Below are 14,391 nucleotides of genomic sequence, written 5' to 3' on the forward strand. Positions count from 1 at the left end.
AAAAGTGTTTATATATTCTTCGTTCGCAAAGGCACTTCATTCAGCAAATGATAGAAATTGATTCATTTAAGAATGAAATCCCAATAAAGTCGGGTTGCTTGTTAAAAATTTCTCTATATATGATTTCCCTTTTCGGCAGGCAGTATCCAGATTTTCGCCTTTTGCTAAATGACTTGTGATGGCGGATGAAAGCACGCAACCGGAACCGTGTTTTGGGTAGAAAACTTGATTTTTATCGTTAGGTTCAATTAAAATTTCTATTCCATTTTTCCATAAAGTATCTGTTCCGGGTTTATCTTCGCGATGCCCTCCTTTTATTAACACAGAGCATGAATTTTCTGCATTATCCAAAAGACGATTTTCTTGTAAAATCCTGTATTCATTGTAATTTGGTGTGAGTAAATCAATTTGTGACAATACATTTTTCAGCTGTGGAATGGTATTCAGATCAAAAAAAGAGAACTCGGACGTGCTTTTTAACACCGGATCCCAGACTATGATGGCTTCAGAATTATTTAACTTTATGGTTTTAATAATTTCAATTAAAAATTCCGCATCTTTTACTACGCCTATTTTTATTGCTTTTATCGGATAGTTCTTCATCAAAATATCAATTGATGAAAGAATTGTTTCCAAAGGCTGCCATTCTATACTGAAAAATTGTGATTCTGTCTGAACCGTCATTGCCGTACAAATTCCCAATCCCTGAACTTTCAGCTGTTCCAATGTTTTAATATCTGCCAGTAAGCCTGCTCCGCTACTGGGGTCGTAGCCTGCGATACTCATCACGAAAGGACGTTCTGTCTGCATTTTCTGAAAACTTTTAACGGTTGATTACTTTTCCAAATCGCACCTAATAAAGCTACGCCGTCAGCTCCACTGTTGAATACTTCATGAATATTATTTTCATTAATTCCTCCTAACGCAATCAGTTTTACTGCTGAATTGCTTCTTTTTTTCATATCATTCAAAATCGTCGAATCTTTTCCATATCCTTTTTTAGAAATACTTGGAAAAACGGGACTGATAAAGGCATAATCCCATTCTTCATGTAATTCATTAAAAGTTTCGATGTCATGAACCGAAGTTGAAATGAGTTTATTTTTAAAAGGTTTAAACAATCCATTTTGCCTATCTATTTCTCTGAAATGAAATCTTGAAATATTAAACTCTCTTGCTATATCGTAATGACTGTGCAGAACCAATCGAGAGTGAAAATTCATGTCTATCTTTTGGATAAAGACTTCCATTTCTTCCTGACTGATAAACGTTTTTCTGATATGAAGAAGATCCAGCCTTTCATGAAATAATTCATTAATCAATTCAGTTTCATTCTGAATATGTTCTTCCGGAGTGATTACAATAATCATATGTAAATTTCCTTTCCTTTTTCAATGAATTCCTGGGACTTGTCGAACATACCTTTTTCCGCAGATTCACGGATTTCCTGGGTGATTTTCATCGAACAGAATTTCGGTCCGCACATCGAACAGAAATGCGCAATCTTCGCTCCGTCAGCAGGAAGCGTTTCATCATGGTAAGATCTTGCCGTTTCCGGATCTAATGAAAGATTGAATTGATCTTCCCAACGGAATTCAAACCTTGCCTTGCTCAATGCATTATCTCTGTACTGCGCTCCGGGATGACCTTTTGCCAAATCTGCAGCATGGGCAGCTAGCTTATAAGTAATCACTCCAACTTTTACATCTTCTTTATTTGGAAGCCCCAAATGTTCTTTTGGTGTCACATAACACAACATCGCGCAACCAAACCATCCAATCATTGCCGCTCCGATTCCCGAAGTGATGTGATCGTAACCCGGTGCAATATCAGTCGTTAATGGTCCTAATGTGTAAAAAGGTGCTTCTTGGCATACTTCCAATTGCTTATCCATATTTTCTTTAATCATATGCATCGGAACGTGCCCTGGTCCTTCAATCATGACCTGAACGTTGTGCTTCCAGGCGATTTTCGTTAATTCTCCCAATGTTTCAAGCTCCGCAAATTGTGCTTCATCATTGGCATCAGCAATGGAACCCGGACGAAGGCCGTCACCGAGAGAAAAAGCCACATCATATTTTTTCATGATCTCACAGATTTCTTCGAAGTGAGTATATAAAAAGTTTTCCTTGTGATGAAAAAGACACCATTTAGCCATAATGGAACCTCCCCTGGAAACAATTCCCGTCACTCTTTTTGCCGTTAAATGAATATATCTCAACAAAACGCCGGCGTGAATCGTGAAGTAAGACACGCCCTGCTCCGCTTGTTCAATCAAGGTATCTCTAAAAATTTCCCATGTTAAATCTTCAGCAACTCCGTTTACTTTTTCCAATGCTTGGTATATCGGAACCGTCCCAATCGGAACCGGACTGTTTCTGATGATCCACTCTCTTGTTTCGTGAATATTTTTCCCGGTGGATAAATCCATGATTGTGTCTGCTCCCCAACGACAAGCCCAGACTGCTTTTTCCACTTCTTCTTCTATGCTTGATGAAACGGCACTGTTTCCGATATTGGCATTGATTTTAACTAAAAAATTCCGACCGATAATCATCGGCTCGCTTTCAGGATGGTTGATATTGTTGGGAATAATGGCTCTTCCTGCTGCAATTTCATCTCTTACGAATTCGGGAGTGATTTTACTTTTCGGGGTTCTTGCCCCAAAGCTGTTGCCTTCATGTTGAAAAGCCATTTCTTTGGAAACGGAATCCAGCTGCTCAATCCTTTGGTTTTCCCGAATGGCAATGTATTCCATTTCGGGAGTGATGATGCCCTGCTTTGCGTAGTACAGCTGAGTTACTTCTTTTCCTTCTCTGGCAACTTTTGGTTTGTGATTGTAAGAAAAACGCAAATCATCAAGCTTTGAATCGGAAAGACGAGCTTTCCCGTATTCTGATGTGATTCCGTCAAGAATTTCTACATCATTTCTATCTAAGATCCACTGTTCCCTAATTCTCGGAAGCCCTTTTTCAATATTAATTTCAGAATTTTCGTCAGTGTAAGGTCCTGAAGTATCGTAAACGGTAACCGGTGGATTATGCTCTAAAAATCCGTTGGATAATTTTGTCGGACTGAGTGTTATTTCGCGCATTGCTACATGGATGGGATGAATTTTACCTTCAACGTAGATTTTCTTTGAGTTCGGAAACGGCGAACGGGTGATGTGATGAGCCATACAATTTTGTTTTTATGTGGAATTAACCGCCCTGAGTGGCAGTGATGATTAAAATTGAATCTTTGTTGTTGAGAAATGTTTCCGCCCAGAACGCCTGCGGAATAATACGATTATTGAGCGCTACGGCAATACCTTTTCTCTTTTGAGAAATTTCCATAGCCAATAATGCTTCCAATGTTTCAGGAAGTATATCGAATGTTCTTAATGTATGGTTGATTGTGAGTTCCATTCCTAAAATTTTTACATTTACTTTAGGAATGCCTATGATGGTACAATAGAATGTACCGCAAAGTCATTTCACTTTTCCCTACGCTAGTATGATCTAGAAATCAGGTTCAAAGGGTAAAATCTCAGCCTGTTTTTGTCAACAGACACCCCTAAAGTTGAAACGAAGGTAAAGCTTTTTTTGGAATGGACAAAATTTTTGAGAAAGATGGAAGCAGGATGATGGAGGATGGGAGTTTGAAAACACAGCTTCATTAAATCAACTCGTCGATTATCATTTACTTTCTTTAATATATTATATTTAAATTAAAACTTGCGTAAAAAAAATATCTCGCTGATTTGCAGATTTTGGGTTTATGAAGATTCTTACATTATGATAATCCCTCTGGATATTTTGTCAATAGCAAAATAACCGACTCACACCCTAGCCCCGATTGCAATGAAAATCCCGCAATGGAGCGGCGAAACGAAGTGAAGCCGCGTAATGAGGAATTGTAATGGAAAGCGGGAAAAAGCTCCTACAAAAATAAAAAATGGAAACCGAATAACCTCCAGCTTCCATCTTCTAACTTCTAATTTTTCTTCTATTATTAATATTATTCTCCACAAGCCTTCCAGATCGCGTCATTCTGTGGAACCGGAGCCGTAATTTCAATATTTTCTTTGGTAACCGGATGAATAAATTCCAGTTTTCTGGCATGAAGATTAATTCCTCCATCAGGATTTGAACGGGGAGATCCGTATTTCAAATCACCTTTAATCGGAACTCCTATTTTAGATAACTGCGCTCTGATCTGGTGATGTCTCCCGGTTTCAAGATCAATTTCCAGCAACAGATAATTGTCTAAAGTTTTAATCACATGATACGTGAGAATGGCTTCTTTGGCACCTTCCATCGCTTTCGGGAAAACAATAGCTTTATTGTTCTTTTCGTTTTTCTTTAAATAATGAATAAGCCTTTGGGTTTCAGGAATCATTTCTTTTGCCACAACGGCCCAATATGTTTTCGCGATCTCACGGTTTTTTACCATCTGCGTCAAACGGGACAGCGCTTTGGAAGTTTTAGCATAAATCACCAAACCCGAAGTAGGCCTGTCGATACGGTGAACCAAGCCAAGAAAAACATTTCCCGGTTTATTATCTCGCTTTTTTATGAAGTTTTTAATTGAATCCAATAATGATTCATCGCCGGTTTTATCACCCTGAACGAGCTGTCCGACTTTCTTATTAATCACTAAAAGATGGTTGTCTTCATAAACAATCTGTTCCTCCATGATCTACTGACGGTAAGTGGGTCTGTTTGTAAATGAAAGGATAATTCCCGCTAAGAGGCCAATTGTTTTTATTCCTGAAATTTTCCACTCTATAGGAAACAATGCGCCCACAATACATAATGCAGCAGCACCATACATGGCGTACACGAAATTTTTATTATTTAAAAAAGGAGCCTGCAGGAAAAAACTGATCCCGATCAGTACATAAAATACTTTCCTTGAAAGTAACAGATTTATATCTTCTGAAAAGAAATTGAACCACCCCGCAGCAAGACAAAGCAATGCAACGACGGATAAAATTCCCTGAATAGATTGTTGGTTTTTCATTATTGAATATAAAAATTAATAGCTTTCGGTTTCGTTTGGAAAATCCTGACTTTTTACATCTTTTACATATTGTGCCACGGCTCCTGTTATTTCGGTATAAAGATCAAGATATCTTCTTAAAAATTTAGGACTGAAACCTTTGTTCATTCCTACCATATCGTGATATACCAGAACCTGTCCGTCACAATGTGCTCCGGCTCCGATTCCGATGGTTGGAATTGAAATTGCTTCCGTCACTTTTTTGGCTAAATCTGCAGGAATTTTCTCTAAAACAACTGCAAAACAACCTAATTCTTCTAAGAGTTGTGCATCAGCAATTAATTTTTCGGCTTCTGCTTCTTCTTTTGCTCGTACTTTATACGTTCCGAATTTGTAAATCGACTGAGGCGTTAAACCTAAATGTCCCATCACAGGAATTCCGGCATTGATGATTTTTTTTATCGATTTTGAAATTTCCTTTCCACCTTCAATTTTCACGGCATGAGCACCTCCTTCTTTCATCATTCTAACCGCCGATTCCAGGGCTTTTTCCGGATTACTCTGGTAGGTTCCGAAAGGTAAATCAGCAACCACTAAAGCTCTGTCGGTTCCTCTGACAACACTTTGAGAATGGTAGATCATCTGGTCTAAAGTAATCGGCAACGTTGTTTCAAAACCAGCCATTACATTAGCCGCAGAATCACCAATCAAAACCGCATCAATTCCTCCTGCATCCACCATTTTAGCAGTGGTAAAATCGTATGCCGTAAGCATCGTTATTTTTTCCTTGTCAAATTTCATTTTGCGCAAGGTTTCAGTGGTAACTTTTTTAATTTCAGAATGAACAGACATAATGTATCTATTTTTTAAACGTTAAAAAGTCGGCGCTGGGCCGACTTGAATTTTGTATGATTTTATAAAACGACGTGACCGAGTTTCATTAATTTGTCGTGGTTGAGAATTTTGATATTTCTTCCGTCTACTTCAATGAGATTGTCTCCTTTGAATTCGGAAATGAGACGGATGGCGCTTTCCGTAGCCGTTCCGATAATGTTGGCAATCTCTTCCCTCGTTAAAGAGATTTTGATGAAACCTTCCGGATCAACACCTAATTTCTGTTCCAGAAGCAGCAAGATTTCTGCAAGTCTTTCTCTTACGGTTTTTTGCGCAAGGAAAGTAATGGTATTGGAAGATTCGCCCAGTTCGTAAGAAATTTTCTGAAGCATAACAAAAGAAAGCTGTGGATCTACCTCCAGAAGATACATAAATATATCTGCCGGCAGAAAAGTAGCCTCGATATCTGTCATGGCTTCCGCTTTTGCCTGGAAATTTTCCCCGCAAAGCAGAGAACGATAACCGATGATATCACCTTCTTTGATGAATCTTAGAATCTGGTCTTTCCCAAATGCTCCGGACTTTGAAAGTTTAGCCGCCCCTTTTTCCAGTACAAATACTCCTTTTGGACTTTCGCCATCTTCAAAAATCGTATCATGCTTCTGAAAACTTAGTTTCTTTTTAGCATTGATATATTTCTCAAAATCAGCACTGGAAAGTCGTTCTTTAAATGATTTATCATTAAAAACTCTGGCGAACCTATCTTCGATTGCAATCTGTTGTTCCTGCGACATTTTATATGACATTTATCACAAAAATAGAACTTTTTAACTCGATAAACAAAAAAAATTGTTATAATTTTGTAGTTCAATAATTTATGAAGGTGAGCGAGAACTGTTTTCATTGTGGTCAGGGGATCGAAAAAGAAAGAATTTTATTTGATGAAAAAATTTTCTGTTGCAACGGTTGCAAATCGGTCTATGAAATACTGAACACCAATAATTTAAGTAACTTTTACGAACTTAATAAAAAGGCGGGAATCCGCCCTGATGAAAGCTCATCGCAATTCGATTATCTTGATACTCCCGAAATTTTTGAGAAAGTAACTGACTTTTCCGAGGGAAACACCAGCCTGGTAACTTTTAAAATCCCTGTAATCCACTGCTCTTCATGCATTTGGTTATTAGAGAGCCTTCATACTCTGAATAACCATATTAATTATTCTCAGGTAAACTTTACAAGAAAAACTTTACAGATCTCATTTAATCATAATGATTTAAAATTAAGCGAATTAGCCAATTTCCTTACAAATCTGGGATACAAACCCGTAATCAATCTTGAAACAGCCGATAAAAATGTTGAACATTTAGATAAATCCTTATTGGTAAAATTTGCTATTGCTGCTTTTGCCTTTGGAAACGGAATGTTTCTTTCTTTCCCGGAATATATCGGTGGCGAAGATTATTGGATGGAACATTACAAAGGTCTTTTCAGAGCTTTAATGTGCCTGCTTGCCATTCCTGTAGTGGTATATTCGGCATCTGATTATTATAAATCGGCCTGGTATGGACTGAAAAATAAAATTGTAAATATTGATGTTCCTATTGTGTTGGGGATCATCGTTCTTTTCGGCCGCAGTCTTTACGAGGTTGCTACCGATTACGGACCGGGGTATTTTGATACTTTATGTGGATTACTGTTTTTCATGCTTTTAGGTAAAATTTTTCAGAAAAGAACTTATAATGCACTTTCATACGACAGGGATTACAAATCTTTCTATCCTATTGCCGTTACGAAGGTTGATTTTGAAGGAAAACAGGACAATATTCTCCTTTCGGAAATTAAAATCGGAGACCGTATTTTAGTAAGAAATCAGGAAATCATTCCTGTTGATGCCATTTTGATTAACGGCGAAGGAAATATAGACAACAGTTTTATTACCGGTGAAAGCGCAACGATCAGCAAGCAACCGGGAGATAAAATTTTTGCAGGAGGAAAACAAATAGGATCTTCTCTTGAACTGGAAGTCATTAAAAATGTCGACCAAAGTTATTTAACACAGCTTTGGAATAAGGAGGCATTTAAAAAACACGAGACCGGACTAGACACCTTAACGAATAACGTCAGCAAATATTTCACATTCATTATTTTAGGTATTGCTTTAGCATCTGGAATCTACTGGTATTTTATTGATTTAGATAAAATGTTTCAGGTTATTTCTGCAATATTAATTATTGCTTGTCCATGTGCGCTTGCGCTGTCTGCTCCTTTTACCTTTGGTCACATTATGAGGATTTTAGGACGGAACAAATTTTATGTAAAAGATACTTTAACGATAGAAAAAATCGCCAAGCTGGATACCATTGTTTTTGATAAGACAGGAACGATCACTCATAGAAAAAAATCAAATATAAAACACGAAGGCGTTGAGATTAAAGAATTTGATTTATTGAATATTAAAACTCTATTAAAGAATTCTAATCATCCACTTTCAAAATCGCTCTATGATTTTATTGACGTAAATGACGATTACTATCCTGTTGAAAAATTTCAGGAAATTTCCGGAAAAGGCTATGAGGCAAGCGTGAGAGGTAACATCTACAAGATCGGCTCCGCAAGATACAATAATCAGGAATCCAAAAACCTTGAAACGGCGGTTTATATCAGTAAAAACAACGAATTTTTAGGAAAGTTTATTTTTAAAAATGAATATCGAGAAAATCTTAAAAATTTATTTAAAAAACTGACAGGATACAATGTTTTTATTTTAAGTGGTGACAATTCTTCAGAAGAAAATCAACTCAAAGAACTAATTCCCACATACAAGGGAATGGCTTTTAACCAAAACCCTGAAGATAAGCTTAATTACATCAAAAACCTTCAGGATCAAAACCTTAAAGTTGCCATGCTGGGAGACGGATTAAATGATGCAGGAGCTTTGAAGCAAAGCAATGTGGGAATAGCAATTGCCGATGACACCAACAGCTTTACACCTTCTTCCGATGTCATCATGAATGGAGAAAAAGTGGTTCTTCTTGATAAATACCTGAATGTCTGCAAAGGCTCTATGACAATTGTCAAAATGACATTTATAATAAGTTTTCTTTACAATGTTGTTGGTTTAAGTTATGCAGTCACAGGACATATGCATCCACTTTTTGCAGCTTTAATTATGCCGGCGAGTTCCATCACGGTCGTTTCATTCACAACACTTTCGACCTGGATCCTGGGAAGAAAATATTTCAAAAACCACTCGTAACCGCCCTTATTTAGACTGATTTTAAATTAGCTGAGTGCCGTATTTCGTGACGAATGTCATTATTTTTCACTAAATTTGAACCCCGAAAATAGGTTAATTTTGTTGTCTAATGGATATTCTATATTTAATGATCCTTTGCAGCGTTTCTTTGGCTGCGGTTTTCCTGATCGTGTTTATAGTGTATGCCCGAAAAGGACAGTTTGAGGATGACGAATCCCCTGCTGTAAGAATTCTTTTTGACTCTGATGAGATCAAGGAAAAAGAAGAGAACGGCAACAAAGAAAACGATGATGAAAAAGGAGAAAGTAAAAAAATTGAAGAAAAAAGTGAATAGTTGATATGGAAACACAAAAGTTTAGTTATGACAACAGTATTGTCCGGGCATTCCTTTATGCGACCGTAGTTTTCGGGATCATAGGGTTTTTGTTTGGGCTTACAGCTGCATTAATGCTTTTCTACCCCGAGCTTCCGGAGTTCTTTTTCGGAACAGATGATACAACCATTAATAGTTTAGGTGGTAGTATACAGGGCTTGATAAACACACATGGTGCGTTTGGATTTGGAAGAATCAGGATGTTGCACACAAGTACTGTTATTTTTGCATTCGTAATGAATGTCGTTTATGTAGGAGTATATTATTCTTTACAGCGACTGTTAAAAACAAGAATGTACAGTGACACCTTGTCATGGATCCATTTCTGGACATGGCAGATCATGATCTTAGTGACTTACGTTACGTTCTTTATGGGAATTAATACTTCCAAAGAGTATGCAGAACACGAATGGCCAATCGATATTTTAATTACCATTTCATGGGTGATTTTCGGGGCAAATATGTTCTTAACCATCGCTAAGAGAAGAGTAAGACATTTATATGTAGCCATCTGGTTCTATATCGGAACATGGATTGCTGTGGCAATGCTTCATATTTTCAACAATCTTGAGGTTCCTTTATCTTTCACAGGCTGGAAATCTTATTCAGCATATGCAGGGGTAAAAGATGCTATCGTACAATGGTGGTACGGTCACAATGCGGTTGCATTCGTATTGACAACTCCAGTGTTAGGATTGATGTATTATTTCTTACCAAAAGCTGCTGACAGACCGGTTTTCTCTTATAAGCTGTCTATTATTCACTTTTGGTCATTAATTTTCGTTTATATCTGGGCTGGTCCTCACCACCTTCAATATACTGCTTTACCGGCTTGGGCACAAGCTGTCGGAACTGGTTTCTCTATCATGCTTATCGCTCCGTCTTGGGGAGGTATGCTTAACGGACTTCTTACATTAAGAGGTGCATGGGATAAAGTAAGAGAAAATCCGATATTAAAATTCTTTGTTGTAGCTGTTACCTGCTATGGTATGGCAACATTTGAAGGTCCTCTTTTGGCTACAAAAAACATCAATAAAATCGGTCACTTTACAGACTGGGTAATCGGGCACGTACATTTAGGTGCACTTGGATGGAATGGTTTCATGGCATTCGGGGTAATCTATTATCTGATCCCGATCATGTGGAGAACGAAATTATATTCAACAAAACTTGCTAACTGGCATTTCTGGCTGGGAACATTAGGAATTATTTTCTATGCCGTTCCTATGTACATTTCAGGTTTCACACAAGGATTAATGTGGAAACAGTTCAACCCGGACGGAACGTTGGTTTGGAAAAACTGGCTGGATACGGTAACTGCTATTATCCCTTACTTTAAAATGAGATTCTTCGGAGGATTATTATACCTTTCAGGAGCTCTTTTAATGGTGGTAAACCTTATTGCTACAGTAAGAAAAGGATCATTCCAGAAAGATGTGCCTGCAGAAGCTCCGGCACTGGCAAACATCAACAAAAAGCGTAAAGAAGGAGAAGGAACTCACCTTTGGCTGGAAAGAACGCCTGTATTGATGGGTATTCTATCTTTACTTACGATCTCAATCGGTAGTATGGTGGAAATTATCCCAACATTATCCCTTAAGAAAAGTGTACCTACTATATCAGCGGTAAAACCTTATTCTCCGCTGGAATTAGAAGGTAGAGATATTTATATCCGAGAAGGATGTAACGCATGTCACTCGCAGATGGTAAGACCATTCAGAGATGAGATTGTAAGATTCAATGGTAAAAACGGACAGTATTCCAAAGCCGGAGAATTTGTATATGACAGACCGTTCCTTTGGGGATCAAAAAGAACCGGACCGGATTTGCACAGAGAAGGTGGTAAAAACCCAAGTTCTTGGCACTACAAACATATGTACAACCCAAGATCGACTTCTGCAGGTTCTATCATGCCTCGTTACCCATGGTTGATTGCTACGAATCTGGACAGATCTAAAATGGTTGATAAAATGAAGCTGATGAAGAATGCATTTGATGTACCTTATACAAAAGCGGAAATTGATTCTGCCAATTCATGGGCAGACAACCAGGCATCCGGGATTGTAAAAGATATCTTCTCAGAAGCAAATGACCTTAAAGAGGCTTATGCTAAAAGACCTAAGGGAGAATTGGAGAAAAAAGAAATCGTAGCTCTTATCTCGTATCTTCAGAGATTAGGAACGGATATCAAAACAACTGAAATTAAAACAGCAAGTAATAACTAACATTAAAACGTTCCCATCATGATACCTCAGAACTTTAAAGATATATTATCCAATACCGACAATGCTGGTTTTTACCAGACTCTGGCTCTGATTTTCTTTATGCTGTTCTTCGTAGCCTTGGTAATCTATGTTTTTAGCAGGCCTAAAAAATATTACAAAGAAGAAGAAGAGGCTCCTCTGAGTGACGATCAGGATGATGATTTTAATTTAAAAAATTAATCTATTTATTATGAAACAAAGAACACCGGTTTTTATAAACATCTTAATCATAATCGGACTTTTAATAGTTTTTTATTATCTGTTTGTACAAAGCTATGAGTTCCTGGGTTCACCTTATTTCTGGGGAACTGTAGTAATTTCTTGCATCTTGGCATATATTCACAGTGCTATTGGAGATCTTATTGAGAATAATAAATTCAAGAGATTATCTCCTGAAGAGAAGGCAGCTTATCTTGCAGAGAAAAAGACACCTTATTTCACGAGGTTATATAATGCCGCATTTAAAAAGCAATCTGCAGCTGAAGAGAAAGATATTCTTATCGACCACGGTTTTGACGGAATTATGGAGTTAGACAATCAATTACCAAAATGGTGGCTGGGATTATTCTATTTTGGGACTGCTTTTTGTATTGTGTATGTAGCAGCATTCTCGTTTACCAATTTTGCTCACCCTATCAGTGAATATGAGCAGGAATATAAAGAGCAATTGGCTAGTATTGAAGAATATCAGAAAACACAACCTCCTGTAACGATTGAAACGGCAAAATATTCGGCGGATAATATTGCAGAAGGTAAAGAACTCTTTAAAACAAACTGTGCATCTTGTCACAAAGAAGACGGTAGTGGAGGTATTGGACCAAACCTTACAGATAATTTCTGGATCAACCAGCCTGAAAAAACATTATTCAAAAATGTATTTCATATGGATTGGAACGGTTCTCCTACAAATCCTGCCATGAGAGCATTCGGTAAAAACGGTGAAGTATCCGGAGCTGAAATTGAAAAAATTGCAGCGTACGTGTATCACATCAACCAGGAATTACCTCCTGTAACACCGGCTCAGGGTGGTGCCGCTCCTCAAGGAACTGAAGCACATTGGGAAAAAGAATAATTTTAACTTAAAAATTAGAAACATATGAAAAAGCATAATTTGTTATTACATTAAAATAGTAACGAATTATGTTTTTTCTTTTTTAAATACAATTACAAATGTCAGACATAGAAGAAATAGAAGCACGCGGCGGGGAAGGGCAGGTTCTTGACCCTGAAACTTACAGAGATTCTATAGGCACGATGGATCAGTCCGGGAAAAGGAAATGGGTGTATCCCAGAAAGCCTAAAGGAAAATATACCAACTATAGATACATTGTAAGCTGTATATTATTATTAATTTATTTTTCGGTACCATTTATTAAAATCAATGGCAATCCGCTTATTCTTTTTAATGTAATTGACAGAGAGTTTTTCATTTTTGGACAACCTTTCTATCCTCAGGACTTTTTCATCCTTACACTTGGAGCTATCACCTCCCTTATTTTCATTATTGTATTTACGATTGCTTTCGGTAGAATTTTCTGCGGTTGGATATGCCCTCAGACAATTTTCCTTGAAATGATTTTCCGTAAAATAGAGTATGCTATTGAAGGAGACAGAAACAAGCAGATGAAACTTGACCGCCAGGAATGGAACAGCGAAAAAATATGGAAAAGAAGCCTTAAATGGACGGTCTACATTATTATTTCATTGGTCATTACCCATTTTATGTTCATGTATATCGTGGGATATAAGGAAGTTTTTAAAATTATTTCTGAAGGGCCATTTGCCAATCCTACCAATTTTATCGTAATGATCCTCTTCACTGCGGCATTTTATTTTGTATTTGCCTGGTTCAGAGAACAGGTTTGTACGTTGGTATGTCCATACGGAAGATTGCAGGGAGTATTGATTGATAAGGATACCGTAAATGTTTTTTACGATTTTAAAAGAGGAGAAAACAGAGCAAAATGGAGAAAAGGCGAAGACCGTAAAGCGGCAGGAAAAGGAGATTGTATCGACTGCCATCAGTGTGTAGTGGTATGTCCTACAGGAATTGATATCAGAGATGGCCAGCAGCTTGAGTGCGTAAACTGTACTGCGTGTATCGATGCCTGTGACGAAGTAATGGAAAAGGTTGGTCTTCCGAAAGGACTGATAAGATATGCTACAGAAAACGAAATCGAAAAAGAAACCAAGTTCCAGTTTACAGGAAGAATGAAAGGATTTACTATAATTCTTGTCCTTTTAACTGCATTTTTAGGATATCTTCTCTATAATCGTGGTGAAATGGAAGCCAAGTTTATTAAACCTGCCGGAAGTACATTCTTTGTAAGAGACGGAAAAATTACCAATACTTATAATTATACTTTCCTGAATAAAACCAATGAAAAGAAAGTCGTAACTGTGAAAGTAATCGAGCCGAAACACGGAGAAGTAATTTACAGTGCATCAAGCAAGATCACCGTAGATCGTGATAAGATTTCAAAGGGAACCATCAATATCAGCTTCCCGGAAAGTGAAATGAACCTTTCCAAGCAGAATATCACCATTGGTGTGTATGATATGAGTGGTAAACTGGTAGACTCTTATCAGACTTATTTTGAAGGGCCATTTAAATTACAATTTTAATTCATAAACCTCAATATCAACAATAATATCTGATTGGATATTGAGGTTTTCAA

At 37.4% G+C, this 14,391-nt stretch carries 14 protein-coding genes and 1 riboswitch; of the genes, 6 read left to right on the forward strand and 8 right to left on the reverse strand.

From position 1 onward, the window contains the following. Positions 1–66: 66 nt before the first annotated feature. The 8 genes from BLR30_RS06895 to BLR30_RS06930 form a co-directional block, all read right to left on the reverse strand. On the reverse strand, positions 67–810 hold the full coding sequence (locus tag BLR30_RS06895) for a hydroxymethylpyrimidine/phosphomethylpyrimidine kinase (protein ID WP_089856436.1): 744 nt from the start codon (positions 808–810) through the stop codon (positions 67–69). After that, positions 786–1,370: a thiamine phosphate synthase gene (locus BLR30_RS06900; protein ID WP_089856437.1), complete on the reverse strand. Its 585-nt coding sequence runs from the start codon at positions 1,368–1,370 to the stop codon at positions 786–788. Before BLR30_RS06900 ends, BLR30_RS06895 begins: the two co-directional genes overlap by 25 nt. After that, positions 1,367–3,178, reverse strand: a complete 1,812-nt coding sequence (gene thiC / locus BLR30_RS06905; protein ID WP_089856439.1) for a phosphomethylpyrimidine synthase ThiC — start codon at positions 3,176–3,178, stop codon at positions 1,367–1,369. Before thiC ends, BLR30_RS06900 begins: the two co-directional genes overlap by 4 nt. Before the next feature lie 22 nt (positions 3,179–3,200). Continuing rightward, positions 3,201–3,407: a sulfur carrier protein ThiS gene (gene thiS / locus BLR30_RS06910; RefSeq protein ID WP_089856440.1), complete on the reverse strand. Its 207-nt coding sequence runs from the start codon at positions 3,405–3,407 to the stop codon at positions 3,201–3,203. 58 nt (positions 3,408–3,465) lie between these two features. Then, positions 3,466–3,567: riboswitch (TPP riboswitch) on the reverse strand. A 432-nt stretch (positions 3,568–3,999) separates the two neighbouring features. Continuing rightward, positions 4,000–4,680, reverse strand: a complete 681-nt coding sequence (locus BLR30_RS06915; RefSeq protein ID WP_089856442.1) for an RluA family pseudouridine synthase — start codon at positions 4,678–4,680, stop codon at positions 4,000–4,002. Then, positions 4,681–5,004, reverse strand: coding sequence for a hypothetical protein (locus tag BLR30_RS06920; RefSeq protein WP_089856444.1), 324 nt, complete (start codon positions 5,002–5,004; stop codon positions 4,681–4,683). A gap of 15 nt (positions 5,005–5,019) precedes the next feature. Next, entirely contained in the window at positions 5,020–5,835 is an 816-nt protein-coding gene (gene panB / locus BLR30_RS06925) for a 3-methyl-2-oxobutanoate hydroxymethyltransferase (protein ID WP_089856446.1), read from the reverse strand. Between the two features lie 62 nt (positions 5,836–5,897). Beyond that, on the reverse strand, positions 5,898–6,611 hold the full coding sequence (locus tag BLR30_RS06930) for a Crp/Fnr family transcriptional regulator (protein WP_089856448.1): 714 nt from the start codon (positions 6,609–6,611) through the stop codon (positions 5,898–5,900). Between the two features lie 89 nt (positions 6,612–6,700). Between BLR30_RS06930 and BLR30_RS06935 the strand changes: the two genes are divergently transcribed. The 6 genes from BLR30_RS06935 to ccoG all read left to right on the forward strand — a co-directional run bounded on the left by BLR30_RS06935 (position 6,701) and on the right by ccoG (position 14,338). Continuing rightward, the gene (locus BLR30_RS06935) at positions 6,701–9,076 is read left to right on the forward strand and encodes a heavy metal translocating P-type ATPase (protein WP_175443616.1); all 2,376 of its coding nucleotides are present in this window, start codon (positions 6,701–6,703) and stop codon (positions 9,074–9,076) included. Positions 9,077–9,185: 109 nt separating this feature from the next. Beyond that, positions 9,186–9,410, forward strand: coding sequence for a cbb3-type cytochrome oxidase assembly protein CcoS (ccoS, locus tag BLR30_RS06940; RefSeq protein WP_089856450.1), 225 nt, complete (start codon positions 9,186–9,188; stop codon positions 9,408–9,410). 5 nt (positions 9,411–9,415) lie between these two features. Continuing rightward, positions 9,416–11,674, forward strand: a complete 2,259-nt coding sequence (ccoN, locus tag BLR30_RS06945; RefSeq protein WP_089856451.1) for a cytochrome-c oxidase, cbb3-type subunit I — start codon at positions 9,416–9,418, stop codon at positions 11,672–11,674. A gap of 18 nt (positions 11,675–11,692) precedes the next feature. Beyond that, a complete protein-coding gene (locus BLR30_RS06950; protein ID WP_089856453.1) occupies positions 11,693–11,893 on the forward strand; it encodes a cbb3-type cytochrome oxidase subunit 3 in 201 nt (66 codons plus the stop codon). A 10-nt stretch (positions 11,894–11,903) separates the two neighbouring features. Further along, complete coding sequence (locus BLR30_RS06955) at positions 11,904–12,785, forward strand: cbb3-type cytochrome c oxidase N-terminal domain-containing protein (protein WP_089856455.1); 882 nt, start codon at positions 11,904–11,906, stop codon at positions 12,783–12,785. Between the two features lie 98 nt (positions 12,786–12,883). Next, complete coding sequence (gene ccoG / locus BLR30_RS06960; RefSeq protein ID WP_089856458.1) at positions 12,884–14,338, forward strand: cytochrome c oxidase accessory protein CcoG; 1,455 nt, start codon at positions 12,884–12,886, stop codon at positions 14,336–14,338. The last annotated feature ends 53 nt before the right edge of the window (positions 14,339–14,391 follow it).

Origin of the sequence: Chryseobacterium taeanense (genome assembly GCF_900099685.1) — a bacterium.
Classification (GTDB): domain Bacteria; phylum Bacteroidota; class Bacteroidia; order Flavobacteriales; family Weeksellaceae; genus Chryseobacterium; species Chryseobacterium taeanense.

Coding starts and splice junctions, on each gene's coding strand:
- BLR30_RS06920 (WP_089856444.1), bottom strand. CDS start 5,004: ATGAAAAACCAACAATCTATTCAGGGAATTTTATCCGTCGTTGCATTG.
- thiS (WP_089856440.1), bottom strand. CDS start 3,407: ATGGAACTCACAATCAACCATACATTAAGAACATTCGATATACTTCCT.
- thiC (WP_089856439.1), bottom strand. CDS start 3,178: ATGGCTCATCACATCACCCGTTCGCCGTTTCCGAACTCAAAGAAAATC.
- BLR30_RS06930 (WP_089856448.1), bottom strand. CDS start 6,611: ATGTCGCAGGAACAACAGATTGCAATCGAAGATAGGTTCGCCAGAGTT.
- panB (WP_089856446.1), bottom strand. CDS start 5,835: ATGTCTGTTCATTCTGAAATTAAAAAAGTTACCACTGAAACCTTGCGC.
- BLR30_RS06895 (WP_089856436.1), bottom strand. CDS start 810: ATGCAGACAGAACGTCCTTTCGTGATGAGTATCGCAGGCTACGACCCC.
- ccoN (WP_089856451.1), top strand. CDS start 9,416: ATGGAAACACAAAAGTTTAGTTATGACAACAGTATTGTCCGGGCATTC.
- ccoG (WP_089856458.1), top strand. CDS start 12,884: ATGTCAGACATAGAAGAAATAGAAGCACGCGGCGGGGAAGGGCAGGTT.
- BLR30_RS06900 (WP_089856437.1), bottom strand. CDS start 1,370: ATGATTATTGTAATCACTCCGGAAGAACATATTCAGAATGAAACTGAA.
- ccoS (WP_089856450.1), top strand. CDS start 9,186: ATGGATATTCTATATTTAATGATCCTTTGCAGCGTTTCTTTGGCTGCG.
- BLR30_RS06955 (WP_089856455.1), top strand. CDS start 11,904: ATGAAACAAAGAACACCGGTTTTTATAAACATCTTAATCATAATCGGA.
- BLR30_RS06950 (WP_089856453.1), top strand. CDS start 11,693: ATGATACCTCAGAACTTTAAAGATATATTATCCAATACCGACAATGCT.